The sequence below is a fragment of the Rahnella bruchi genome, from assembly GCF_003614975.1.
Taxonomy (GTDB): Bacteria; Pseudomonadota; Gammaproteobacteria; order Enterobacterales; family Enterobacteriaceae; genus Rahnella; species Rahnella bruchi.
This window is the reverse complement of sequence record NZ_QZWI01000003.1, coordinates 488,646-512,977: the sequence shown is the minus strand read 5'-3', so window position 1 is coordinate 512,977 and position 24,332 is coordinate 488,646. Positions and strand designations below refer to the sequence as shown.

Annotated in this window: 21 protein-coding genes and 1 tRNA gene; 16 read left to right on the top strand and 6 right to left on the bottom strand. The window is 52.5% G+C overall.

The features are described from left to right. Positions 1–307: 307 nt before the first annotated feature. Positions 308–1,540, top strand: a complete 1,233-nt coding sequence (locus D5398_RS09560; RefSeq protein ID WP_244216736.1) for a cytidine/deoxycytidylate deaminase family protein — start codon at positions 308–310, stop codon at positions 1,538–1,540. Positions 1,541–1,666: 126 nt separating this feature from the next. Here the strand turns inward: D5398_RS09560 and D5398_RS09555 are convergent, their stop codons facing one another. Both D5398_RS09555 and D5398_RS09550 read right to left on the bottom strand, forming a co-directional pair. After that, a complete protein-coding gene (locus D5398_RS09555) occupies positions 1,667–2,440 on the bottom strand; it encodes an amidohydrolase (RefSeq protein WP_120507379.1) in 774 nt (257 codons plus the stop codon). After that, positions 2,428–3,588 carry a pyridoxal phosphate-dependent aminotransferase gene (locus D5398_RS09550; RefSeq protein ID WP_120507378.1) on the bottom strand — a complete coding sequence of 387 codons (1,161 nt, stop codon included), beginning with the start codon at positions 3,586–3,588 and terminating at the stop codon, positions 2,428–2,430. Before D5398_RS09550 ends, D5398_RS09555 begins: the two co-directional genes overlap by 13 nt. A gap of 208 nt (positions 3,589–3,796) precedes the next feature. Here D5398_RS09550 and D5398_RS09545 point away from each other — a divergent pair, with 208 nt between their 5' ends. Genes D5398_RS09545 through D5398_RS09535 form a run of 3 tightly spaced genes read left to right on the top strand, consistent with a single transcriptional unit; the run spans position 3,797 to position 5,651 of the window. Next, positions 3,797–4,411 (top strand): methylthioribulose 1-phosphate dehydratase, encoded by a 615-nt coding sequence (locus tag D5398_RS09545; RefSeq protein WP_120507377.1) that lies wholly within the window; start codon positions 3,797–3,799, stop codon positions 4,409–4,411. Then, on the top strand, positions 4,408–5,094 hold the full coding sequence (gene mtnC / locus D5398_RS09540) for an acireductone synthase (protein WP_120507376.1): 687 nt from the start codon (positions 4,408–4,410) through the stop codon (positions 5,092–5,094). The genes D5398_RS09545 and mtnC overlap by 4 nt, the downstream gene beginning before the upstream one ends. A gap of 11 nt (positions 5,095–5,105) precedes the next feature. Continuing rightward, positions 5,106–5,651 carry a 1,2-dihydroxy-3-keto-5-methylthiopentene dioxygenase gene (locus D5398_RS09535; RefSeq protein ID WP_120507375.1) on the top strand — a complete coding sequence of 182 codons (546 nt, stop codon included), beginning with the start codon at positions 5,106–5,108 and terminating at the stop codon, positions 5,649–5,651. Positions 5,652–6,158: 507 nt separating this feature from the next. Here D5398_RS09535 and mtnA read toward each other — a convergent pair. After that, entirely contained in the window at positions 6,159–7,187 is a 1,029-nt protein-coding gene (gene mtnA, locus D5398_RS09525; RefSeq protein ID WP_120507373.1) for an S-methyl-5-thioribose-1-phosphate isomerase, read from the bottom strand. A 116-nt stretch (positions 7,188–7,303) separates the two neighbouring features. Here mtnA and mtnK point away from each other — a divergent pair, with 116 nt between their 5' ends. From mtnK to D5398_RS09510, 3 genes are all read left to right on the top strand, one after another. Then, on the top strand, positions 7,304–8,503 hold the full coding sequence (mtnK, locus tag D5398_RS09520; protein ID WP_120507372.1) for an S-methyl-5-thioribose kinase: 1,200 nt from the start codon (positions 7,304–7,306) through the stop codon (positions 8,501–8,503). A 94-nt stretch (positions 8,504–8,597) separates the two neighbouring features. Further along, positions 8,598–9,068 carry a YehS family protein gene (locus D5398_RS09515; protein ID WP_120507371.1) on the top strand — a complete coding sequence of 157 codons (471 nt, stop codon included), beginning with the start codon at positions 8,598–8,600 and terminating at the stop codon, positions 9,066–9,068. Between the two features lie 294 nt (positions 9,069–9,362). Further along, positions 9,363–10,760 carry a carbohydrate porin gene (locus tag D5398_RS09510; protein ID WP_120507370.1) on the top strand — a complete coding sequence of 466 codons (1,398 nt, stop codon included), beginning with the start codon at positions 9,363–9,365 and terminating at the stop codon, positions 10,758–10,760. Between the two features lie 201 nt (positions 10,761–10,961). Here the strand turns inward: D5398_RS09510 and fadE are convergent, their stop codons facing one another. After that, complete coding sequence (gene fadE, locus D5398_RS09505; protein ID WP_120507369.1) at positions 10,962–13,430, bottom strand: acyl-CoA dehydrogenase FadE; 2,469 nt, start codon at positions 13,428–13,430, stop codon at positions 10,962–10,964. A 269-nt stretch (positions 13,431–13,699) separates the two neighbouring features. Here fadE and lpcA point away from each other — a divergent pair, with 269 nt between their 5' ends. Both lpcA and D5398_RS09495 read left to right on the top strand, forming a co-directional pair. Then, complete coding sequence (gene lpcA / locus D5398_RS09500) at positions 13,700–14,278, top strand: D-sedoheptulose 7-phosphate isomerase (RefSeq protein WP_120163197.1); 579 nt, start codon at positions 13,700–13,702, stop codon at positions 14,276–14,278. Between the two features lie 140 nt (positions 14,279–14,418). After that, positions 14,419–15,186, top strand: a complete 768-nt coding sequence (locus D5398_RS09495) for a class II glutamine amidotransferase (protein WP_120507368.1) — start codon at positions 14,419–14,421, stop codon at positions 15,184–15,186. On the opposite strand, the gene dpaA is transcribed toward D5398_RS09495, so the two are convergent. Continuing rightward, complete coding sequence (dpaA, locus tag D5398_RS09490; protein WP_120507367.1) at positions 15,157–15,882, bottom strand: peptidoglycan meso-diaminopimelic acid protein amidase; 726 nt, start codon at positions 15,880–15,882, stop codon at positions 15,157–15,159. The genes D5398_RS09495 and dpaA overlap by 30 nt on opposite strands. Before the next feature lie 281 nt (positions 15,883–16,163). Here dpaA and dinB point away from each other — a divergent pair, with 281 nt between their 5' ends. Then, entirely contained in the window at positions 16,164–17,258 is a 1,095-nt protein-coding gene (dinB, locus tag D5398_RS09485) for a DNA polymerase IV (RefSeq protein WP_120507366.1), read from the top strand. Positions 17,259–17,357: 99 nt separating this feature from the next. On the opposite strand, the gene pepD is transcribed toward dinB, so the two are convergent. Then, positions 17,358–18,818: a beta-Ala-His dipeptidase gene (gene pepD, locus D5398_RS09480; RefSeq protein ID WP_120507365.1), complete on the bottom strand. Its 1,461-nt coding sequence runs from the start codon at positions 18,816–18,818 to the stop codon at positions 17,358–17,360. Positions 18,819–19,111: 293 nt separating this feature from the next. On the opposite strand from pepD, the gene gpt reads away from it, so the two are divergent. From gpt to D5398_RS09450, 6 genes are all read left to right on the top strand, one after another. Continuing rightward, positions 19,112–19,570: a xanthine phosphoribosyltransferase gene (gpt, locus tag D5398_RS09475; RefSeq protein ID WP_120131793.1), complete on the top strand. Its 459-nt coding sequence runs from the start codon at positions 19,112–19,114 to the stop codon at positions 19,568–19,570. Positions 19,571–19,747: 177 nt separating this feature from the next. After that, positions 19,748–20,998 (top strand): esterase FrsA, encoded by a 1,251-nt coding sequence (gene frsA / locus D5398_RS09470; RefSeq protein WP_120507364.1) that lies wholly within the window; start codon positions 19,748–19,750, stop codon positions 20,996–20,998. Positions 20,999–21,061: 63 nt separating this feature from the next. Then, the gene (crl, locus tag D5398_RS09465; RefSeq protein WP_120131791.1) at positions 21,062–21,463 is read left to right on the top strand and encodes a sigma factor-binding protein Crl; all 402 of its coding nucleotides are present in this window, start codon (positions 21,062–21,064) and stop codon (positions 21,461–21,463) included. 123 nt (positions 21,464–21,586) lie between these two features. Then, positions 21,587–22,690 carry a glutamate 5-kinase gene (gene proB / locus D5398_RS09460; RefSeq protein ID WP_120507363.1) on the top strand — a complete coding sequence of 368 codons (1,104 nt, stop codon included), beginning with the start codon at positions 21,587–21,589 and terminating at the stop codon, positions 22,688–22,690. A 10-nt stretch (positions 22,691–22,700) separates the two neighbouring features. Next, the gene (gene proA, locus D5398_RS09455) at positions 22,701–23,954 is read left to right on the top strand and encodes a glutamate-5-semialdehyde dehydrogenase (protein WP_120507362.1); all 1,254 of its coding nucleotides are present in this window, start codon (positions 22,701–22,703) and stop codon (positions 23,952–23,954) included. A gap of 157 nt (positions 23,955–24,111) precedes the next feature. Continuing rightward, positions 24,112–24,187 (top strand) — tRNA-Thr (locus tag D5398_RS09450). Positions 24,188–24,332 lie beyond the last annotated feature (145 nt).

Genomic DNA, 24,332 nt, shown 5'->3' with positions numbered 1-24,332 from the left:
GTAATTTAATTATTCAGAACATAATCATATTGTTTAATATTCACAAAAATTATGATTAAAGTAAATCAATCCTGAAATAACCCCCTTTTTATTTATTACCCCTGGTGTCACTGCTGGCACAACAGCTTCCATTTTTTAATTAAAGATTAATTTGCCACGATAAAGCCTCTTTAATTCCGACGTATTGATTCAATAACGCTTCGCGAATTACTGATCCTGAATTTTTGCACTTAATCTAATGGAAGAATCTACTATGTGTAATTGCAACTGTAATTCATCAAATAAAACAGCATTAAAAGTGGGCGAAGTGAACGACGTCACTTATGTTTCTGTCGAAGCTGCCGCCGCCGCTGCGGCAGATCAGGCTATGCAGGCCTATTGCCAGAATACTTTCAGCGTCGGCGGCGTTATGCTCGATGGCACAGGAAAAGTTCTGAATGCGATTCATAATAACGTCGTCATGAATAATAAGACCAACGATCCTACTGCTCACGGAGAAAGACAACTGATCGACTGGTATTACGGGCAGATTGCCCAGGGGGTTGAGCTGCCACCGCCGTCCGAGATTACTATTGTGACCTCACTGGATCCCTGCTGCATGTGTACCGGTTCGATTATTACCGGCGGCTTTAATGTAATTTCTGCGGCGTTCGATACTTATTCCGGTATCAATTACGACACTCTGGCGGATTTCCCCTCGCTTTCTGCCGATCTGGCTCTGGTGGCGCAGGAAACATTCAGCTATCCGGCCGTGAACGGGGATAACTGCTTTTCCCGACTGGCAAGTTCTGCGCCGGTGGCGGATTTCTTTACGCAAGACGTGATTGATGTGCAGACGCTGGCGCTGTGTGAGTCCATTTTTGACGCCACCCTGACGCAGGTGAAAGCGAGCATCAACGCAGATTTACCGCCGGATCAGTTGAAAGATATCAAAGAATTACCGACTGATGACCCGATCGTTGTGGCGTTGCAGGCCATTTATCCTGACGCTTTGCAATATACCGCCCCCTCACGTGGCGCACCGGACGCCGGGCTGGCTCCTTTCCTGATTGAAGCGGCGAATACTGATGTTGCTCAGGGCGGTAAAGGCAACTCGGTCGCATTCCTCGATTACTTCGGTAATCTGTTGTTGTGTTTGTCCGGTGACGAAAAAGCTTCTTTGATTCAGACGGCGTTCTTACTGGTAACGCGCAATTATGCACAACTGCGCTATAACCTGCGGGATTCTCTCGGCGACGAAAAAGTACTGCCTTATCTCGGCCATCCTAAATACGGCACTTTTGTGTTTTCGCAGGGGCCGGATGAGTCATCACATAGCCTGATTGAACTCGGTGCCTACGGTTCAACCATGGAAGGTGCATTGCCTGATGAGAATCCGAATTCCTTCCAGTATGGTGTGCCGACAATCTCGCAAACCGAACTGGATGCGTATTGTCAGAAACTGCCGCCGTTATACAGCTCGGAAATTAAGGTTCACCCGCAGCAGGTCGTGGATCAGGGATTGATCGACGCGCTGGAGGCCGGTTTACCGACAGTTTAATGTCGGTCATTCCACGCTAAATCTTTGGCCGCCTGGAAATCTCACAGGCGGTCTTTTTCGTTTTATCAAGCAGCTCCGGTGTGACTAACGCGAGCTATTCTGACGAAACGCTGAGTTTCGGGCTCATCACTCGTGCAGTAAAAACGTATCGGCATCGCGCCAGGCGGGGAAGGTTTCGCGGTAATCCTGTAAGGCTTCCAGCGATAACTCGGCTTCAATAATCATTGCTGAACCCGGTTCGGCCCGCGCCAGTTCTTCACCCTGCGGATTAATGATCAGGCTGTCGCCGCTGTAGTAATGGCCGTTATCGTCGTGGCCGACGCGGTTGCAACCGGCCACATACGTCTGATTTTCAATCGCACGGGCGGCAAGCAATGTCTGCCAGTGGCGGCTGCGCGGTGCAGGCCAGTTGGCGACGTAAAGTGCCAGGTCGTAATCCTGACGGTTGCGGGAATACACCGGGAAACGCAGGTCATAGCAGACCTGTGGCAGGATACGCCAGCCGCGCCATTCGACGATCTCACGACGTTTGCCCGGTACATAATAATTGTGTTCACCGGCCATGCGGAACAGATGACGTTTATCGTAAAAATGCACTTTGCCCTGCGGTTCAACCAGCAGGAAACGGTTCACGGCACCTTCTGTCGTGCTCAGCGCCACACTGCCGCCAATCATCGCTCCGAGCTGTTTTGCCCATTGTTGCAGCCATTGCACCACGCGGGATTCCGGCAGCGCGCTGCCCGGAGCCTGCATGGCGAAACCAGTGGTGAACATTTCCGGCAATACAATCAGGTCACGGCCAGTCAGGGCTCCGAGCAGGCCGTCGAAATGCGCGAGGTTTGCCTCGCCGTCCAGCCACACCAGCGGCTGTTGCAATACGGAAAGTTTTAAAGTTGACACAGGCGCTCCGCAGCAGCGTCCAGCGTGGCTTCCTGTTTGGCGAAGCACAGTCGGATCAGTTTATGTGGGAAAGGTGCAGCGCAGAAAACCGACATCGGAATCGCCGCTACGCCCGCATGTTCAGTCAGCCAGTGGCAGAATGCAACGTCGTCTAAACCGGACACATCACTGTAATCGACCAGCAGGAAATAGGTGCCCTGACTCGGCAAAACCTTCAGGCGGCTGTTCTCCAGTCCTTGTGCCAGACGATCGCGCTTGGCCTGATAAAAAGCGGGTAATTCCTGCCAGTGTTCCGGTGCTTCACGCAGCATGTCCGCCAGCGCCAGCTGTACCGGCGTGGTAATGGAGAAGGTCAGATACTGGTGAACTTTGCGCAGTTCGGCGCTGATAATGGCCGGTGCGATGCAATATCCCACGCGCCAGCCTGTCATGTGATAGGTCTTGCCGAACGACGACACCGCGATGGCGCGCTGACGTAACTCGGGATGGCGCAGCACACTGGCGTGGCCTTCGGGGGCGAAACAAATGTGTTCGTACACTTCATCGCTCAGCACGAAAATGTGCTTATCGGCGATGATCTGCCAGAGTTGTTCGACGTCGCTGTGGCTCCAGACGGTAGCAGACGGATTGTGCGGCGTGTTAATGATCACAAGCTTCGTTCGGTCGGTTACCTGATCGGCGAATTCCGCCCAGTTCACCTTAAACTCAGGCGGCTGCAGCTGAATGCGTTTCATCACGCCGCCCGCCAGTTCTACTGCCGGGGCGTAGCAGTCATAGCTCGGATCGAAAGCAATGACTTCATCGCCTTTCGACACCAGCGCGGTAATGGCGATATACAGTGATTCGGTCGCGCCAGCGGTGATGGTGATGTCAGTATTGGCGTCCGGCGCATAGCCGTAAATCTGTTCAGTTTTGGCGGCAATCGCTTCACGTAACTGCGCGGTGCCGGTCATCGGGGCGTACTGATTCGCGCCCTGACTGACGTGATATGCCAGACGATCTCGCAGATATTGCGGGCCATCGAAATCAGGAAAACCCTGCGACAGGTTAATCGCATTGTGTTTCTGCGCCAGAGCACTCATTTGGGTGAAAATCGTGGTGCCTAAGGCGGGAAGTTTACTTTCGGGGATCAATGCTGCTGTGCTCATGGCGGGTCAATACTCCTGGACCGTTGACCTGACAGGCGTCAGGTGTGCAAATAGCGATGTTGCTGACAATATAACACGATGTTAATATTTGGCAATCGAGACGCTTAGATGGCTAAATGCCAATTCGGTCTAAGGCGCTACGCTTTTTATATATCGCTTTATTCACCCCAAACTCAGTCCCTCAACGCACCGTTTTTTCAGGATAAAGATGACAGAAAATTTGCAACTGGGCGCGCTGCTGGCGGCCTGTCACTGGATTGGTCAGAAGGGCTGGAGCCCGGCAACGGGCGGTAATATGTCCGTGCGTGAAGGCGATGCCCATTGCCTGATCACCGAATCAGGAAAAGACAAAGGATCACTGACTGCAGAAGATTTCCTGCTGGTGGAACTGGAAAGCGGCCTTGCGCCTAGCGGTCGCCGTCCTTCTGCGGAAACCGGCCTGCACACAATGCTGTATTCCCGCTATCCTGAAACAGGCGCGGTGTTGCATACCCATTCGGTCAATTCGACCGTGTTATCGCGGGTAGAGCGCAGCGGCGCGCTGGTGCTGGAAGGTTACGAGATGCAAAAATCGCTCAGTGGCCAGACCTCGCACCTGGACCAGGTGGTGATCCCGATTTTCGATAACGGCCAGGATATCCCTGCGCTGGCGCAGAAAATTATCGCCTCATCAGAGCACGCGCCGTTGCAGTATGGTTTTTTGCTGCGCGGTCACGGGCTGACGTGCTGGGGACGGGATGTCGCAGAAGCGCGCCGCCATCTGGAAGGGCTGGAATTCTTATTCCAGTGTGAACTGCAACGCCGCCTGCTGGAGGCCAAATGATCCGCGCCATCGTCACTGATATTGAAGGTACTACGACGGATATCCGTTTTGTGCATCAGGTGTTATTCCCTTACGCCCGCCAGCGTCTTGCTGAGTTTTTGCGCCATGGGCATGAGCAGCCGGACGTTGCCGCAGCGCTGGACGCGTTACGCGCTGAAATCGACCGGCCACAGGCCAGCGTCGAAGCGTTGATCGAACAGCTGTTTACCTACATGGATAACGACGTGAAATCGACGTCGCTGAAAGTGTTGCAGGGCATTATCTGGCGTACCGGTTATGAGAATGGCGATTTTCGCGCACATCTTTATGACGATGTCGCGCCACAGCTACAAGCGTGGAAAGCCGACGGTCAGCAACTTTGCGTGTATTCGTCCGGCTCGGTGGACGCGCAAAAACTGCTGTTTGGCTACAGCGATGCCGGTGATTTAACGCCGCTGTTCAGCGGATATTTCGATACCCGCGTCGGTGCCAAGCGTGAAACCGAGTCATATCAAAACATCGCCGAACAACTGATATTACCGCCACAGGATTTACTGTTTTTATCGGACATCCGTCAGGAACTGGACGCCGCGCGCTTAGCGGGCTGGCATACCTGTCAGCTGATCCGCGATGACGCTGATGACCTCAGCAGCCACCTGCAAGTTAATCGTTTTGATCAGATAGCCTTAGAAACATTCTTATAAGAGGGTTGACCATGAGTGCATTGACGATTTTTAGTGACCAGGATCCTTCCATACCGGTATGGGAAAGCCGTGACGGCGACGCCATCGCTGCCGAACTGAGCAAAATTGATGTGCGTTTTGAGCGCTGGCAGGCCGACCGCGATTTAGGCGAGAACCCGCAGCCACAGGACGTGATCGCCGCGTATCAGCATGAAATTGATAAGCTGGTCGAAGAGAAGGGCTATCAGAGCTGGGATGTGATCAGCATGCGTCCGGACAACGAACAGCGCGAAGTGCTGCGGACCAAATTCCTCTCCGAGCATACCCACGGTGAAGACGAAGTGCGTTTCTTTGTCGAAGGCGCCGGGCTTTTCTGTCTGCATCTGAACGGCAAAATCTTCCAGATCCTGTGCGAGAAAAACGATCTGATTTCTGTACCGGCTAACACTCGACACTGGTTTGATATGGGGCGTTCCCCGTCGTTTACCGCGATCCGCGTGTTTGATAATCCCGAAGGATGGGTGGCGCATTTCACCGGCGATAAGATTGCGGATGATTACCCGAGGATGGGCGAGTAAGATCCACGAGTCGAAGAAACAAAAAAACCACCAGAAGGTGGTTTTTTTGTGCTGGTCAGGTTAGCGGCCTTCCCAGCGAGCTACGTTACTGATGTAACGCAAGCGCAGACTAGCGATGATGATAGTCTACTTTTTGAACTTATTTGTCAAGGATATAGGCAATGCGTGTATGATGACGCCGGGCCTTTACGCCGTCTTAGCAAACGGGCACCGGTTTCAGGAAAGGATGTCCAACGACCGTAAACGCAGGCGCAGACTAGCGCTTGTTTTCACGGAGATATCACCGGTGGTGTTGACGTGAAGCGGTCTTTGCAAGGACCGCACAATGAAACGGTACATCTGTATCTGTATCTTTATCGTTGTCACCGGAGCGGCAATGTTTCAGGGAAAAAGTAATTGGAGTATCTCCAATAACTCTCTCACTGTGACAATAGACGCATCGGGCAAGTAAGCCAGAAAACCGCTCTGAAAAGGGCGGTTTTCTTCGAAACGTTACTCTTAAATTTATTACTTCAACGCCTTTGCAAATACCCCATTCCGTACCTGCTCCGGCGTCACCACGCCCACATCGAGCACCCATCCGCTGATCAATTCCGCTGGGGTCACATCAAACGCCGGATTATAAACTTTTGCGTCCAGCGGAGCCCATTGTACGGTACCAAAACTGCCGGAAACGCCGGTGACTTCGCTCGCTGCACGCTGTTCGATTGGGATCGCGGCACCGTTCGGACAGTGCGGATCGTGCGTGGTATGCGGTGCGGCGACGTAAAACGGGATGCCGTGGTATTTTGCCAGAACAGCCAGACTGTAAGTGCCGATTTTATTGGCGACATCGCCGTTGGCGGCAATGCGGTCAGCGCCCACCCAAATCGCATCGACACGTTTTTGCGCCATGAGGCTGGCTGCCATCGAATCACAAATCAGCTGATAAGGTATGCCCAGCTCACCGAGTTCCCACGCGGTCAGGCGTCCACCCTGTAGCAGCGGGCGGGTTTCATCCACCCAAACCTGTTCGACGTTGCCTTGTTCATGGGCGCGGCGGATAACACCAATTGCTGTACCAACGCCCGCCGTTGCCAGCCCGCCGGTGTTGCAATGCGTCAGCAGGCGGCTGCCGGGTGTCACCAGCGCAGCGCCGTGAGTTGCAATGCTGTCGCACAGTGCCTTGTCTTCATCCACCAGTCGCAAAGCTTCTTCCACTAACGCCTTCACGTAATCAGGTTGTTGCAAGGCGGCTTTCATGCGATCAAGATTGTTCATCAGATTCACTGCGGTCGGGCGCGAGGCGCGCAGCGTCTCCAGTGCGTGATGCAGTTCATTGTGCGCCATTCCCCGTTCGGCGAGCAGGGCCAGCAGCAGGCTGGCAGATAATCCAATCAGCGGCGCGCCCCGTACACGCAGGGTGCGGATGTGATCCACCAGCTCGCTGACATCGCGGCATTCGCGCCAGTCAGACTGTTGCGGCAAGGCTTGCTGATCGAGGATCCACAGCTGGTTTTCACGAATACGTAAACTGGTGGTTGTGAGGCTTTGCATTATTGGTTAAATCCTTGTTGCCCGGTTGCATCTGGTCACTTATTCTGCCAACATGCTGAACGGATGTATAGACGTCTAAACGCTTTAAAGGCTAAAAAAGAATTCGAGAGGTCAGGATGTCGCGCTACTACACATTTACCGCCAAAGATGCCGTTGAATATGCCCGTCAGTTTGGCGGCGTGGCAGATCCTCAATCCCTGGTGACGGCCGATGAAATCGGTGATGGAAACCTGAATCTGGTATTTAAGATCCGTGATACTGCGGGTAAAAGCCGGGTGATTGTCAAACAGGCGCTGCCTTATGTGCGTTGTGTGGGGGAATCCTGGCCGCTGACGTTAGATCGAGCGCGTATTGAAGCTGAAACCCTGATCATCCACGGTCAGTACTGCCCGCAACATACCGTCACCGTATTGCATCATGATGCCGAACTGGCGGTGATGGTGCAGGAAGATTTGTCAGATCATCACATCTGGCGCAGTGAGCTCGTGCAGGGAAAATACTACCCGCAGGCTTCAGCTCAGCTGGGTGAATATCTGGCGCAGACCCTTTTCCATACCTCGGATTTCTTCCAGAACGCGCAGACCAAAAAAGCCGAAGTTTCACGTTTTACCAATCCGGAACTGTGTCAGATAACTGAAGATTTGTTCTTTACCGATCCGTATGTGGATCACGAACGTAATAATTTTGATGCCGTATTGCAGCCGGAAGTGGACGCGCTGCGTGCCGACAAACCGCTGCGTCTGGCGGTCGCTGCCCTGAAACACCGTTTCCTGAGCAAAGCAGAAGCTTTGCTGCACGGGGATATTCACAGCGGTTCGATTTTCGTCGCCGAAGGAAAACTGAAAGCCATCGATGCGGAATTTGGCTATTACGGTCCGGTTGGATTTGATCCGGGTTCTGCGATGGGAAATTTGCTGCTTAACTACTGCGGTCTGCCGGGATTGGTCGGCGTGCGGGAAGCGGCAGATGGTCGCGAGCAGCGCCTGAAAGATGTGCGTGAACTGTGGCTGAGTTTCTCCGAACGTTTCCTGAAACTGGCGCGGGATAAATCACAGGATCCGACGCTGGCGGAGCCGGGTTATGCAGAGGCTTTCTTGCATGAAGTCTGGCACGATGCGGTCGGTTATTGCGGTGCGGAGTTGATCCGCCGGACCATCGGGCTGGCGCATGTGGCTGATCTCGATACCATTAAAGATGCCGCGATGCGCGCCGATTGCCAGCGCCATGCGCTGAGCCTCGGACAAAAACTTATTCTGACCGCACAACAAATCACCGATGTGGAGTCACTTATTGCGCGGATCCGTCAGTTCAGCTAATCCTGTAAGATTCTTGTATAATGCCGGCTTCGAGGTGCGTAGGGGTAAACCCGGTGGCATTTCCTCGGTTTACTTTTAACAGGAATACAGAATTATGATGCATAACCATGTCTTGCGCAGCGTGCGCTACATGTTGGATTTAAGTGAAGGCCAGCTGATCGAGATCCTCAAAACGACCGGTACGCCTGTCAGCCCTGAAGTGATGTCGCGTTACCTGAAAAAAGAAGACGAAGAAGGCTACATGGAAGTGCCGGACGAAGTCATGGCGAACTTCCTCAATGGCCTGATCAGTTTCAAACGTGGCAAAGACGATCGCTTCCCGGCACCGGAAGTGGAAAAGCGCCTGACCAATAACATCATGCTGAAAAAACTGCGTGTGGCGTTTGAACTGAAAACCGAAGACATGATTTCCGTGCTCACTGCGGCAGACTTCAAAGTCTCTGAAGGTGAACTGAGCGCGTTCTTCCGTAAAGAAGGTCACAAGAATTACCGTCCTTGCGGCGATCAGGTGATGCGTTACTTCCTGAAAGGTCTGACAGCAAAAGTTCGCCCCAAAAAGGGTTGAACCCTCAACATACGCTGAATAAATATTTTTTAGCGCAATATATTTGAGATGAATAATAAGCGGGGTGCTTTTAACAAAAGCGCCCCGTTTTACGTTTATTAGTTTTGTAAGGATGAAATTTCGTTAATACAGTTTTACTTCACGTTTCCCCAGTTTATTTTTGACAGCTTATTAAGCATGAATCTATCTTCATTTCTCATTATGAAATCTCTGGGCACTCTTTTAAAAAATAAAACAACGACGTTGATTTTATAACGGCGGGTTTGTTTTCTATTGGGAAGGACATCTGAAATTATGAGAAAGATTAAAACACTGGCTTTATTAGTGGGGATCGCTGTGTCTGGTTCAGCGATGGCGGCAAGTTCCAGTGCCAGTCTCGAAGCCCGTATGGCACTGCTGGAACAGCGCCTTCAGCAGGCAGAAGCGCGCGCAGAATCGGCTGAGAAACAAATTCAGCAACTCACAAAACAGGATGTGAAGCGCGAGCAGGAAATAGCCAGTGTGAAACAAGCCGCACCGGTAGAAGTGAAAACTGACGGAATATCGAAAGACAAGGTTTTAACCCTGAATGGCTTTGATAATTTGAAATTATACGGTGATGTAGAATTTAACGTCGACGGAACCAGTCGTAGCGGGCAATTAACATCTATTCGCACCGATGATAATAAACACTGGAAGCCTGGCACCAATGAGCGCTGGGATGTGAATGGCCGTTTATTAATCGGACTTGATGGTTATCGCCGTAATGAAAATGGTCAGTTTTCCGGTTTCTCCGTACAGCCGACCGCCAACTTAAATGGTTCTATGGGCGTGGATGATGCGGCCTTCTTCTTCGGTGAAGAAAAAGACTGGATGGCGAAAGTCGGGCGATTCGAAGCCTACGATATGTTCCCGCTCAATCAGGATACCTTCATCGAATATTCTGGTAATACCGCCAACGATTTGTACGCTGACGGTTACGGATATGTCTACATGATGAAAGAAGGGCGCGGGCGTAGTAACAGCGGCGGTAACATCTTGCTGAACAAAAACATCGGCAACTGGTACTTTGAGCTCAATACCCTGCTTGAAGACGGTACCTCACTGTTTGCCGACAGCAATTATCACGGTAACCATCTGGAACAAGATAAAAACGTTGCCTATCTGCGCCCGGTTATTGCCTGGAAAGGGGATGTCTATTCAGTTGCCGCCGCAATGGAAACCAACGTGGTCGACAATGCTTACGGCTACAAAGATGCGCAGGGTAACACCATAGATCAGTCCAAACGTAATGGTTATGGCATGACCATGACCTGGAACGGGCAGAAAGCTGATCCGGAAAATGGCATTGTGACTAACCTCAGCACCGCATATATGGACGCGACAGACGAAAAAGATTTTACCGTCGGAGCGAATGTGCTGTGGAAAAATCTCGAACTGGGCTACATCTACGCGCATAACAAAATCGAAGATTTCAGTATTGATGGCCTGCACGCGTCAGATTACAAAGACGACTGGTTTAATGAACCGGGTAGCTACGATATTCACACCATCCACGCCAGCTACCTCATCCCAAACGTCATGGATATGAAGAACTTCAACGTCTATCTCGGCGCCTACGTGTCCATGCTTGATGGTGAGAGAACTTACTCAGATGACGACAGTAACGAGAAGAGATACGGCGGGCGCGTTCGCTTCAAATACTTCTTCTGATTACCCGTCATATTTCGCACCGCAAATGCGTTGGCTGTACTCACTCACCCCGGTCGCTTAGTTATCTAAGCTCCCGGGGATTCCTGAGCTTGCCGCCTTTTTGCAGCACGAACTATTTAGGGTAATACGCATGTGTCTTCACAAATAGCAAAAAGCCTGAGTGCGTAAACACTCAGGCTTTTTTATGGGTTAACGGTTAAATCAGGCAGCTTCGGTGTGGCGGGGTTTCGCCTCATCCTTTTTTGCGCTGTCTTTCTCCGCTTCTGGTTTTTGTGCGGCCAGGGCATCCGGTTCGAACTCATCAACGTTAATGGAACGCAGACGGCTTTCTTCCGCACGGCTCAGGATACGCGCATCATCAGCACTCAGATGACCGGCATCCAGACCCTTTTGCGCCAGAATATCCAGACGGGTGAATGGCAGTTTTTTGCCCATCGCTTCGCACAGACGTTTGTGAACCGGCTCAGCGGCCAGAATATCCTGCAACGCTTCTTCCAGCAGTCCGACCGGGTTGTGCTCGCTGGGTACCAGATACTGACCGCGACCAATGCGGCTGCGGGTCGCGGATGGCAACTGCAGAATCCGCGCCAATTCGTGATCCAGACGGTCAGACGGTGCAGCGTGAGACAGGCCCAGCGGGAAAATCACCAGACGCATCACGCCAGCCACGAAACGGTTCGGGAAGTTACGCAGCAAATCGTCGATAGCCACTTCGGCCTGATGCAGACAATCCTGCACGCCCCAATGAACCAGCGGTAAATCCGCTTCGTGACAGCCTTCTTCGTCATAACGTTTCAGCGTGGCCGTCGCCAGATACATCTGGCTGAGGATATCGCCGAGACGAGCAGAAATACGTTCGCGACGTTTCAGACTGCCGCCGAGCACGCCCATCGAAACATCCGACAGCAGCGCCAGGTTAGCGCTCAGACGGTTGATGTGCTGATAGTAACGGGCCGTTTTATCATTAACCGGCGTATCGCTGGTGCGCCCGCCAGTCAGACCCAGCCAGAAGCTGCGCATTTTGTTGCTGCCGACGTGACCGATATGCCCGAAGAGCGCACGGTCGAAATCAACCAGATCGTTTTTCTCCGCCGCGGCCATTTCACGCAGAACATAAGGATGGCAGCGGATAGCGCCCTGACCGAAGATGATCATGCTGCGGGTCAGAATGTTGGCACCTTCTACGGTGATGGCAATCGGCGCGCCCTGATAAGAACGGGCCACGAAGTTGCTGGTACCAAGCATAATGCCTTTACCCCCGGTGATATCCATCGCATCCATCACGGCGCGCTGGCCGCGGTGAGTACAGTGGTATTTCACGATAGCCGACAACACAGCCGGTTTTTCGCCGAGCATAATGCCGTTAGTAATCAGGGTGGCGGCAGCGTCCATCACATAAGCGTTACCGGCAATACGCGCCAGCGGCTCTTCGATGCCTTCCATTTTACCGATAGGCAGTTTGAACTGACGGCGGATATAAGCATATGCGCCGGTCGCCAGCGCCAGAGATTTCAGGCTACCCGTTGAGTTCGATGGCAGCGTAATCCCACGTCCCACGGACAGACATTCCACCAGCATACGCCAGCCCTGACCGGCCATTTTCGGGCCGCCAATGATGTAGTCGATCGGCACGAAAATATCGTGGCCGCGCGTCGGGCCGTTCTGGAATGGCACGTTCAGCGGGAAGTGACGGTGACCGATTTCGACACCGGCGGTATCAGTCGGGATCAGCGCACAAGTTATGCCCAGTTCGGTTTCATTGCCCAGCAGGTGATCGGGGTCTTTCAGTTTAAACGCCAGTCCCAGCACGGTGGCGATAGGGGCCAGCGTGATGTAGCGCTTGTTCCAGGTCAGACGCATACCGAGCACTTCTTTGCCCTGCCACTGACCTTTACACACAATACCAAAGTCAGGGATCGCGCCGGCATCAGAACCCGCTTCCGGGCTGGTCAGGGCAAAACAAGGAATTTCCAGACCTTCGGCCAGACGCGGCAGATAGTGATCTTTCTGTTCTTCAGTACCGTAATGTTGCAGCAGTTCGCCCGGACCGAGGGAGTTTGGCACGCCGACGGTGATCGCCAGAATACCAGATACCCCGGCCAGTTTTTGCAGCACACGTGCCTGAGCATAAGCGGAGAATTCCAGGCCGCCATACTCTTTCTTAATGATCATCGCGAAGAAGCGATGCTCTTTCAGATACGCCCACAGCTCCGGCGGCAAGTCTGCCAGCTCATGGGTTATCTGGAAGTCATTCGCCATGCGGCAGGCTTCTTCCACCGGACCATCGATAAAACGCTGCTCTTCTTCGGTCAGGCGTTGTTCAGGATAATCCTGCAATTTTTTCCAGTCCGGCTTACCGCCAAACAGATCGCCTTCCCACCAGGTAGTCCCGGCTTCAATCGCTTCTTTTTCAGTGCGCGACATCGCGGGCATGACTTTACGGAAGGTGCGAAGGGCAGGGGCAGAGAATAATGCGCGGCGCAGGGCGGGCACATTGAATGGCAGTAATATGATCGCCAGCGGCAGTAACAGCCACAGCGTCCACAGATGAATGGCACCCATGGCAGCAGTAAACGCCAGTAAAATCAGGCTGCTGAGGGCAAGATTGACCTTGTGGTAGAACAACACACCAAGGATCACGACAAATGCAACAATGCTAAGAACCATCATAGTAAAGCTCCTGAGTAGTAGGAGGTCTGACCTGTTGTAGGGATACAATGGTTTTAGTCCATGCTCATTTCTTTATCAATGTGTTTACATACTAATTACAACACAGCTCACAAACCGGTCGCACGAAGCGTCAAAAATCCAAACTATCGGAATCATTACCGCTTCATGGCTTCTCGCTGTTTCGGCTTTCCGTTAAACTGCACAACGGAACGTTTTATTGCTATCGGCCGTGTTAAAACCGGCTGCAAATGGATATAAAAGAGGCTGCTATGTACCAGGATATTATCCGTACTGAACTGAACGAAGCTGCTGATACGCTGAATAAATTCATCAGCGATCCGGCAAATATTGAGTCTATTCAACGTGCAGCTGTGCTTCTGGCTGATTCATTCAAAGCGGGTGGGAAAGTCATTTCCTGCGGCAACGGCGGTTCACACTGTGACGCCATGCATTTCGCCGAAGAGCTGACCGGCCGTTACCGCGAAAACCGTCCGGGCTATCCGGCGATTGCCATTTCTGACGTCAGCCACATCTCCTGCGTCGGCAACGATTTCGGTTATGAGTACATTTTCTCCCGCTATCTGGAAGCCGTTGGCCAGAAAGGCGACGTTCTGCTGGGCATCTCCACGTCCGGTAATTCCGGTAACGTGATCAAGGCTATCGAAGCTGCGCGTGCCAAAGGCATGAAAGTCATTACCCTGACCGGTAAAGACGGCGGCAAAATGGACGGCTCAGCCGACGTGGAAATCCGCGTTCCGCACTTTGGTTTCGCAGACCGCGTGCAGGAAATCCATATCAAAGTGATTCATATCCTGATTCTCTTAATCGAAAAAGAAATGGCGAAATAATTCGCCGCACGTTGGTAATACGGCGTTGAAATCTGGCTCAGAATGCTCATTTACTCTGTGTAAACTCCGCTTCTTCGCCAGATTCCGCCTTGTCTTACCTTAGCGCAGCGCATTATTAGAATAATTAAAGGAGGCTGGTGATGTGCGAATTGCTCGGGATGAGCGCTAACGTTCCTACTGATATTTGTTTCAGTTTCAGCGGATTAGTTCAGCGCGGTGGCGGGACTGGCCCGCATAAAGACGGCTGGGGCATTACCTTTTATGAAGGGAATGGCTGTCGCACTTTTAAAGATCCGACGCCAAGTTTTAATTCGCCCATTGCCCGCCTTGTTCAGGAATACCCGATTAAGTCCTGCGCGGTGATTTCCCATATTCGTCAGGCAAACCGTGGCGAAGTGGCGCTGGAAAATACCCATCCGTTTACCCGCGAACTGTGGGGACGCAACTGGACTTACGCGCACAACGGTCAGCTTCGCGGCTATCGCCAGCTGGATACCGGCACCCTGCGCCCGGTCGGTCAGACTGACAGCGAGTACGCATTTTGCTGGTTGCTGCATAAACTCACGCAACGTTATCCGCGCCGGCCCTCCAGCTGGCCACCGGTATTTCGCTATATCGCGTCACTGGCGGATGAGTTACGGCAGAAAGGGGTGTTTAACATGCTGCTGTCGGACGGGAATTTTGTGATGGCTTATTGCTCGACGAATTTACACTGGATCACCCGTCGGGCGCCTTTCGGCAAGGCAACATTGTTGGATCAGGATGTGGAAATTGATTTTCAGCAGCAGACGACACCCAATGATGTCGTCACCGTGATTGCCACGCAACCGCTGACAGCAAACGAAACCTGGAACAAGATTGCCCCAGGTGAGTTCGCATTATTTCATCGGGGCGAACGCCAGCTGTGAAGACAGCGGGGTATTGGACAACGGCTGCAACACTTCATATTTACCATCACTCACCACGACATTCGGTGGCTGATGGTGTTTCTCAAAGTACGCATATCCCGGCTGCAACTGGCTCCAGAAGCCGAAGTAGCTTGAGTTTTTATGCGCCTTCATGTTGGCATCGGTCATTTTGAATGGATAAATACTGATTTGCAGATTACGCTGCCCGAACTGGAACGCGGCCTGCACATAGGTAAAGATTTCGTCCATATAACCGTCGGTCATCGCATAGCAACCGATAGACTTACAGTTACCGTGGATCATCAGATACTTACCTGAATAACCCTGCGAGATGTCGTAAGCATTCGGGAAGCCGATGTTAATGGCGCGGTAAAAACGACTGTCGGGTTTCAGGTGGTGAATATCCACGTTATAGAAACCTTCCGGGCTTTTAAAATCGCCTTCACGACGTTTATTTCCCAAACCGCCGGAAAAATCGCAGATACCATAGCTGCCGATCAGACGAAATTCGCCGTCGAGCTGAGCATACAATTCGAGTTTACGTTCTTGTTTGAAAATCTGGATATAAACGGGGGCACCTAATAGTTGTTTTTTAAGTGCTGCGTTTACCGGGACAGCGTCGCTGGCCACGGCGTAATTTGCTGTAAATAAAGGCAAACTGAGGAGCATCGCAAGAAACAGCGCGATTCTGATCATTCTAAATCCTGATTGGTAATATTTCTGATTATTTTGTCTACAGCTGAACTGCCTGTAGGACCGCCACTGATTTTCTTCTTATGTACTGCCTGTCTGAAACGATGCCATATTAATACTGATTAATTTTTTAGCAATCACCAAATAATCATTTCTGTGGCTTTGAATTGTAAAACTATTCCAATGCCATTCCTGGTGATTAATTAAGCGAAATTAACCGATATTTTCTGTGTTTGAAATTACGCCATTCAACTGTATACTTATACAGTCATTGAGGGAGGGCTATGCGTAAAATCATTCACGTGGATATGGACTGCTTTTTCGCCGCCGTCGAGATGCGCGATGATCCTTCCCTGCGTGACATTCCTATTGCCATTGGCGGCAGTCGTGACCGTCGTGGTGTCATCAGTACCGCCAATTATCCCGCCCGCAAATTCGGTGTTCACAGCGCTATGCCCACCGGAATGGCCCTCAAACTGTGCCCGCATCTGAAAGTCATTCCCGGCAGGATGGAGGCTTACAAAGAAGCTTCAAACCACATTCGCGAAATCTTCGCGCGTTATACGCCATTGATCGAGCCGCTGTCACTCGACGAAGCTTATCTGGATGTTTCCGAGGCCACGCAGTGCAACGGTTCAGCCACGTTAATCGCGGCGGAGATCCGTCAGGCCATTTTCGATGAAATCAATCTGACCGCTTCTGCGGGGATTGCGCCGATTAAATTCCTGGCAAAAATCGCCTCTGATCTGAATAAACCCAACGGCCAGTTTGTGATCACGCCGGATAAGGTCGACGCATTTTTGCAGGATCTTCCGCTGAGTAAAATCCCCGGCGTGGGTAAAGTCACTGCCCAGCGTTTGCAGGAGCACGGGCTGATCACCTGCGGCGATGTGCAGCGTTACGATCTGGCTAAACTGCTCAAGGGATTCGGTAAGTTTGGCCGCGTGCTGTGGGAACGCTGTCAGGGTATCGACGAACGTGAAATTTCTCCCGAACGCCTGCGCAAATCTGTCGGTGTGGAACGCACGCTGGCGGAAGATATTCACAGCTGGGAAGAGTGTGTGGCGCTGATTGAACGTTTATACCCTGAATTGCAGACGCGTTTAAGCCGCGTCAGCCCGGATCTGCGCATTGCGCGGCAGGGTGTAAAACTCAAATTTCATGATTTCCAGCAGACCACGCAGGAACACGTCTGGCCGGTGCTTAATAAAGAAGATTTACTGAAAGTGGCGCGTGATACCTGGGAACAACGGCGTGGCGGGCGGGGAGTCAGGCTGGTGGGGTTACATGTGACGTTGCAGGATCCGCAGATAGAACGGCAGCTTCTTTTGGATTTAAACTCCTCCCCCTGCGAAAGGGGAGACTGGGAGGGGGTTTAGCAAGCAACACCGAGAGTAGTGCAAACTTCAACTTAGTGATTTTGCTTTAATACCCCACCCCACCCCAACCCTCCCCTTCGCAGGGGAGGGAGCAAAAAATTACCCGCGTTCAGGAATCGCTTTCAGCAGAGCCGTCAGCAGTTTCCAGTACAGCTCGACGCTGGCGATTTCAACCTGCTCATCCGGCGAGTGCGGCCCGGTGATGGTTGGCCCGATGGAAACCATGTCCATTTCCGGATACGGTTTTTTGAACAGACCGCATTCCAGACCTGCATGGATAACCATGATATTCGGGGTTTTGTTGAACAGCGTCTGGTAAGTTTCACGCACCAGAGTCATGACCGGAGAGCTTGGCTCAGGTTTCCAGCCAGGGTAGCTGCCTTTTGCCAGGCTTTTTGCGCCCGTCAGTTCACTCAGTGAATTCAGCATGCTGACCACGTATTCTTTACCGCTGTCGATAAGAGAACGGATCAGGCTGTTGATCGCCACTTCGTCATCTTTCATGGTGACAACACCGACGTTCAGGGAGGTTTCTACCACGCCTTTCACGTCATCACTCATGCGGATCACGCCGTTAGGCGTTGCGTTCAGCAAGGCAATGAATTTGCCCTGAGTTTCAGCGGTCAGCGCTTTCGCAGCGCTTTCAGCCGGTTCTACTACCAGAGCAATTTTCTTCTCAACCGCAGACAATTCGAACTGAATGGTCGCCAGGAATTCCTGAGCTGCCGTTTTCAGTGCATCTGCTTTATCAGCGGAAACGGCCAGAGTCACAATCGCTTCACGCGGGATGGCGTTACGCAGTGTGCCGCCGGTGAAGTCCAGCACGCGCAGGCCAAGGGTTTCGGCATTATCAGCCAGAAAACGCGCCAGCAGTTTGCTTGCGTTGCCCAGACCTAAGTGAATTTCTGCGCCGGAGTGACCGCCTTTCAGCCCTTTCAGGGTCAGTTTCAGCGTGGAGAAACCTGCCGGTACCGCTTCACGGCTCAGTGGCAGTGTGGCAGTAAAATCAATCCCGCCGGCGCAACCCATGTAGATTTCGCCTTCGGTTTCGGAATCGGTGTTGATCAGGATTTCAGACTGTAACCAGTTCGGTTGCAGGCCGAATGCGCCTGCCATACCGGTTTCTTCGGTCATGGTCAGCAGCACTTCCAGCGGGCCGTGTTCTACGCTGTCATCAGCCAGAACGGCCAGCGCGGACGCCATACCGATGCCGTTGTCAGAACCCAGCGTAGTACCGCGGGCTTTTACCCAACCGTCTTCGATAAACGGCTGGATCGGATCTTTAGTGAAATCATGAACGGTATCGTTGTTTTTCTGCGGCACCATATCGAGGTGAGCCTGCAGGGCAACGGCTTTGCGGTTTTCCATGCCTTTGGTGGCCGGTTTGCGCAGCAAGATGTTGCCGACTTCATCACGCTCAGCGTGGATACCCTTTTCCTGTGCCCATTCAACGATGTGTTTTGCCAGTTCTTCTTCATGGTAAGAAGGATGCGGAATTGAACAGATTTTGGCAAAAATATCCCACAACGGTTGTGGCGAAAGCTGAGACAGTTCAGACACTATAAGTCTCCTGTAACAGTCAGCTCATTCAGGCTCCATTTGCAGGGGAACTGATTGAGATGCTGTAGGTTTAAGGTTAAGTAATCCCCGCCAGACTGTGTGGCGAGTGGCCTGACAGAATATCACTTAATCTTAACCTGTGCGCGGGCGCGGGGATAAATTCCGGGATATTTGGGTCAGTGAGGCCAGATAATTGCTGGTTTTTGTGAGACGGACTCACTATAATCTCGCGCAACCTTTTTTCCCCCGAATATATTTTTAGAAGCCGTTAATTCACTGGCTGGGATACCTTTATGAGCGAAAAATACGTTGTAACCTGGGACATGCTGCAAATCCACGCCCGCACTATGGCTAAACGCCTGCTGCCGGCAGAACAATGGAAAGGTATTATTGCAGTCAGCCGTGGTGGCCTGGTTCCTGCAGCGTTGCTGGCTCGCGAGCTGTGCATCCGCCATGTGGATACCGTGTGTATCTCCAGCTACGACCATGATAATCAGCGCGAAATGCACGTGCTGAAACGCGCAGAAGGCGACGGCGAAGGCTTTATCGTCATCGACGATCTGGTTGATACCGGTGGCACCGCCAAAGCCATTCGCGAAATGTATCCGAAAGCGCATTTCATCACGATCTTCGCTAAACCCGCTGGCGCGCCGCTGGTCGATGATTACGTGATCGACATTCCGCAGAACACCTGGATCGAACAGCCGTGGGATATGGGCGTCGTGTTTGTTCCTCCTTTAGTGGGAAAATGATCCCCTGCACTTTATAAAAGACGCCTGGCTTATTGCCGGGCGTTTTGCTTTTGTTGACTTGAAATCCTTTCTGCTTGACCTCACTCCTGTCTTATCGCAACGTGGGCGGGTTATAATCCCGTCCAGAAAGGGTTGCCTGCGGGCGACTTGCTGCTTGTTAACGGAGGATCATGCATTATGGCTCCAGCCAATCTTACGGAAAAACTGTTTAAACCTTCCTTTAAATACCCGGAAACTTCGACGTTGGTTCGTCGCGTTCATCATCATAATACGCATCCGCCGATGCATACTGCGCTGGAAGGCGACACGGTAAATTGCTGGTACAGAACCATTAACCGTCTGATGTGGATGTGGCGGGGTGTTGATCCTTTAGAAGTCGAAGAAGTGCTTTCGCGCATCGCGGTGTCCAAAGCTGAGCACAGCGATCCGCTGCTGCTCGATACCGTGATTGGCTACCGTAACGGCAACTGGGTGTACGAATGGTCTAATCAGGCGATGGTATGGCAGCAAAAAGCCGCAGAAGAAAAAGATCCGAACCTCGCCAGCGAATACTGGCTGAAGGCGGCGAACCTTTACAGCATCGCCGGTTATCCGCATCTCAAAGGCGATACGCTGGCGGAACAGGCAGAAGTACTGGCCAATAAAGCGTTCGAGAAATCGTCTGATCATTCGCCGTATGATCTCAAAGAGATCGACTTCAAAATTCCGGGCGGAGCGCCGATCACCGGTTTTCTGCACCTGCCGAATGAAGGCAAAGCGCCATTCCCGACCGTGATGGTGTGCGGCGGTCTGGATACCTTACAAAGTGACCACCAGCGCCTGTTCCGTTCTTATCTCGCGCCGATGGGCATTGCGATGCTGACCATCGACATGCCGTCGATCGGGTTTTCGTCGAAGTGGAAACTCACTCAGGACACCAGCTTCCTGCATCAGCAGGTGTTGCACCAGCTTTCCGATGTTCCCTGGGTCGATGCCAGCCGCGTCAGCCTGCTGGGTTATCGTTTTGGTGCGAACGTCGCTGTGCGTCTGGCCTATCTAGAGCCGCGCCGTGTCTGCGCTGTTGCCACATTAGGCGCGCTGGTGCATTCCCTGCTGAGTGACCCGAAATGTCAGGAACAGGTTCCCGATATGTATATGGATGTGCTGGCGAGCCGGCTCGGTATGTCGAGCGCGTCGGATTCCGCACTCAAAACCGAACTTAATCGATATTCTCTGAAAATGCAGGGACTGCTCGGGCGCAGAACGCCGACGCCAATGCTGGCCGCGTATTGGGAAAATGACATCTTCAGTCCGAAGGCTGAAGCCAAGTTGATTGCGGATTCTTCATCTGACGGTAAGCTTTTAGCGATTCAGAATGAGCCGCTTTACGAGCATTTTGATCGCGCATTACACGAGATTTGTGAGTGGTTGCAAAAGCATATGCGTTAACTTAACGGTTGCTAATTCCTAACGTTTTGCTAAAAAGGATCGTCTTTCTATGGAGGTTGTACAATGACGTTACCAAGTGGTCATCCTAAAAGCAGGCTAATGAAACGTTTCGGTACATTGGGGCCGTACATTAGAGAAGGGAAATGCGAGAACGACCGCTTTTTCTTTGACTGCTTAGCGGTTTGTGTGAACGTGAAACCCGCGCCAGAGAAGCGTGAGTTCTGGGGCTGGTGGATTGAGCTACAGGCTGAAGCTGAACGTTTTACCTATGTTTATCATTTTGGTTTATTCGATAAAGATGGCATCTGGAAAGCGCAAAACATTAAAGATGCTGAAGTTCGTGAGAAGCTTGAGACGACATTAAAAGTGTTTCACAAGAACCTGAATAAGATGATTGAAGAGATGTCGCTCAGACTGGAACCCGCTGATGATTTCAGCGAACAACCGGTGAAGCTCTCTGCCTGACCTTCCGTACTACCCATTCCCATACTGAATGCTGCTATTATAGCGTTATGCCGGTTGGCATAACGCTTCTCCCCTGTTAAAAAAGACACAGAAGCACTTCTTATTCACACTAATGGAACGATTATGAGTGGTAGTCAGACACTGGTTGTAAAACTGGGCACCAGCGTGCTCACTGGCGGTTCACGCCGCCTCAACCGTGCTCACATTGTTGAGCTTGTCCGCCAGTGCGCGCAACAACATGCGGCAGGGCATCGGATTGTGATTGTGACGTCGGGCGCTATTGCCGCCGGGCGTGAACATCTTGGCTACCCCGAACTCCCCGCCACCATTGCTTCCAAACAGCTGCTGGCTGCCGTCGGGCAAAGCCGTTTAATCCAGCTGTGGGAGCAATTGTTCTCTATTTATGGCATCCACATTGGTCAGATGCTGCTGACGCGTGCTGATATGGAAGACCGCGAGCGGTTCCTGAACGCCCGCGACACCATGCATGCGCTGCTCGATAACCATATTGTGCCGGTCATTAACGAAAACGATGCGGTGGCGACGGCTGAAATCAAAGTCGGCGATAACGACAATCTCTCCGCGCTGGCGGCAATTCTGGCTGGTGCCGATAAACTGCTGCTGCTGACCGATCAGAGCGGATTGTTTACTGCCGATCCGCGCACCAACCCGCAGGCGGAACTTATCCGCGAAGTCATGACCATTGATGACGAACTGCGTGGTGTGGCGGGTGACAGCGTTTCAGGTCTTGGCACCGGCGGTATGGCGACCAAGTTACAGGCCGCGGATGTCGCGTGCCGTGCGGGTGTCGATACCATTATTGCTGCAGGCAATCTGCCGGGCGTGATTGGCGATGTGATTAACGGCGTGTCCGTCGGCACACGTTTCCACGCGATGCAGACGCCGCTGGAGAACCGCAAACGCTGGATCTTCGGCGCACCGCCTGCCGGTGAAATCACCATCGACGACGGCGCGGTTTCCGCCATGATGGAACGCGGCAGCTCACTGTTGCCAAAAGGTATCCGCGAAGTGAAAGGCGATTTCTCGCGTGGCGAAGTGATCCGCATCCGCAACCTGAACGGACGCGACCTCGCGCACGGTGTCAGCCGCTATAACAGCGATGCGATGCGCATGATTGCCGGTCATCACTCTCAGCAGATCAGCGAAATTCTCGGTTACGAATACGGCCCAGTTGCCGTGCATCGTGACGACATGATTGTCAGTTAAGGAGTTTTCCATGCTTAACGAGATGGGCAAGGCCGCGAAAGCCGCGTCCTGGCAGCTCTCCACCCTCAGCACCGCGCAGAAAAACCGCGCGCTGATGCTGATGGCCGACATGCTCGAAGCCAACAGCCAGAGCATTATTCTTGCCAACGAACTCGACATGGCCGCTGCACGTGAAAGCGGCATGAGCGAAGCATTGTTAGACCGCCTGCTGCTCACGCCCGCGCGCTTATCGGCGATTGCCAGCGACGTGCGCGATGTGTGTCGTCTGAGTGATCCGGTAGGGCAGGTGATTGATGGTTCACAGCAGGACAGCGGTCTGCGTCTCGAACGTCGCCGTGTACCGCTCGGCGTGATCGGCGTGATTTATGAAGCGCGCCCGAACGTCACCATCGACGTCGCCAGCCTGTGCCTGAAAACCGGTAACGCCGTTATCCTGCGCGGCGGCAAAGAAACGCATCACACCAATCAGGCGACGGTAAACGTTATTCAGCTGGCGCTGCAAGAGTGCGGTCTGCCGAAAGCGGCGGTTCAGGCCATTGAAAGTCCGGATCGCGCGCTGGTGGCGGAACTGCTGCGTCTGGATAAATACGTCGATATGCTGATCCCACGCGGGGGCGCGGCGCTGCACAAACTGTGTCGCGAACAGTCCACTATTCCGGTGATCACCGGCGGTATTGGCGTGTGTCATACGTTTGTGGATGAAAGCGTTGATTTCGATAAAGCGCTGATCGTGCTGGAAAGCGCGAAAGTGCAGCGTCCGAGCGCGTGTAACAGCCTGGAAACTGTGCTGGTGCATCAGGCGATTGCTGCCCGCTTCCTGCCGGAACTGAGCGATAAAATGCACCGCGCAGGTGTCACGCTGCACGCCAGCGAATCCGCGATACCTTATCTGCAAAATGGCCCGGCGAAAGTGCTGGCCGTGACCGAAGAAGATTATTCGGACGAATGGCTGTCGCTGGATCTGAACGTGACCGTGGTGGCCGATCTGGATGCCGCTGTGGCGCATATCCGCACCTACGGCACCGAGCATTCCGATGCGATACTCACCCGATCCATCAGCAGTGCCGACCGTTTCGTGCGTGAAGTGGATTCTTCAGCGGTTTACGTCAACGCCAGCACCCGTTTCACCGACGGCGGACAGTTCGGTTTAGGCGCAGAAGTGGCGGTCAGTACACAAAAACTTCACGCCCGCGGCCCGATGGGATTAGAAGCCCTGACGACCTACAAATGGATTGGCTACGGCGACGATTTAGTCCGTCCGTAACGCATAGCACCGGTGGATTTTTAGTCATGAAACCGGTGCTAAGTCCCTATTTCACCTAGGGTGATGAGAAAAGCAGCAAACGCACTTTAGAGGGCTTGACGGCAGCGTCAGATTTCACTAATTTAGCACCCCGTAGTTCCCCGGTAACACTCCAAATGCCGACTTAGCTCAGTAGGTAGAGCAACTGACTTGTAATCAGTAGGTCACCAGTTCGATTCCGGTAGTCGGCACCATTTCTGTTTTAAACTCCCTGATTATCAAACACTCATTTCGATTAGCATCTCAGTTTGCTTTCTATTTCTGTCTCGCCATTCAGGTTTTTCAGACAGCGCCCTCAGGTTCTCTCCGGGTAAGGAAAAAATGCAACTCAAAGAAAAA

Excerpts from the sequence above, each read along its gene's own strand:
- D5398_RS09550 (WP_120507378.1), bottom strand. The coding sequence starts at position 3,588 with ATGAGCACAGCAGCATTGATCCCCGAAAGTAAACTTCCCGCCTTAGGC.
- D5398_RS09545 (WP_120507377.1), top strand. The coding sequence starts at position 3,797 with ATGACAGAAAATTTGCAACTGGGCGCGCTGCTGGCGGCCTGTCACTGG.
- mtnC (WP_120507376.1), top strand. The coding sequence starts at position 4,408 with ATGATCCGCGCCATCGTCACTGATATTGAAGGTACTACGACGGATATC.
- D5398_RS09535 (WP_120507375.1), top strand. The coding sequence starts at position 5,106 with ATGAGTGCATTGACGATTTTTAGTGACCAGGATCCTTCCATACCGGTA.
- mtnA (WP_120507373.1), bottom strand. The coding sequence starts at position 7,187 with ATGCAAAGCCTCACAACCACCAGTTTACGTATTCGTGAAAACCAGCTG.
- mtnK (WP_120507372.1), top strand. The coding sequence starts at position 7,304 with ATGTCGCGCTACTACACATTTACCGCCAAAGATGCCGTTGAATATGCC.
- D5398_RS09515 (WP_120507371.1), top strand. The coding sequence starts at position 8,598 with ATGATGCATAACCATGTCTTGCGCAGCGTGCGCTACATGTTGGATTTA.
- D5398_RS09510 (WP_120507370.1), top strand. The coding sequence starts at position 9,363 with ATGAGAAAGATTAAAACACTGGCTTTATTAGTGGGGATCGCTGTGTCT.
- fadE (WP_120507369.1), bottom strand. The coding sequence starts at position 13,430 with ATGATGGTTCTTAGCATTGTTGCATTTGTCGTGATCCTTGGTGTGTTG.
- lpcA (WP_120163197.1), top strand. The coding sequence starts at position 13,700 with ATGTACCAGGATATTATCCGTACTGAACTGAACGAAGCTGCTGATACG.
- D5398_RS09495 (WP_120507368.1), top strand. The coding sequence starts at position 14,419 with ATGTGCGAATTGCTCGGGATGAGCGCTAACGTTCCTACTGATATTTGT.
- dpaA (WP_120507367.1), bottom strand. The coding sequence starts at position 15,882 with ATGATCAGAATCGCGCTGTTTCTTGCGATGCTCCTCAGTTTGCCTTTA.
- dinB (WP_120507366.1), top strand. The coding sequence starts at position 16,164 with ATGCGTAAAATCATTCACGTGGATATGGACTGCTTTTTCGCCGCCGTC.
- gpt (WP_120131793.1), top strand. The coding sequence starts at position 19,112 with ATGAGCGAAAAATACGTTGTAACCTGGGACATGCTGCAAATCCACGCC.
- frsA (WP_120507364.1), top strand. The coding sequence starts at position 19,748 with ATGGCTCCAGCCAATCTTACGGAAAAACTGTTTAAACCTTCCTTTAAA.
- crl (WP_120131791.1), top strand. The coding sequence starts at position 21,062 with ATGACGTTACCAAGTGGTCATCCTAAAAGCAGGCTAATGAAACGTTTC.
- proB (WP_120507363.1), top strand. The coding sequence starts at position 21,587 with ATGAGTGGTAGTCAGACACTGGTTGTAAAACTGGGCACCAGCGTGCTC.
- proA (WP_120507362.1), top strand. The coding sequence starts at position 22,701 with ATGCTTAACGAGATGGGCAAGGCCGCGAAAGCCGCGTCCTGGCAGCTC.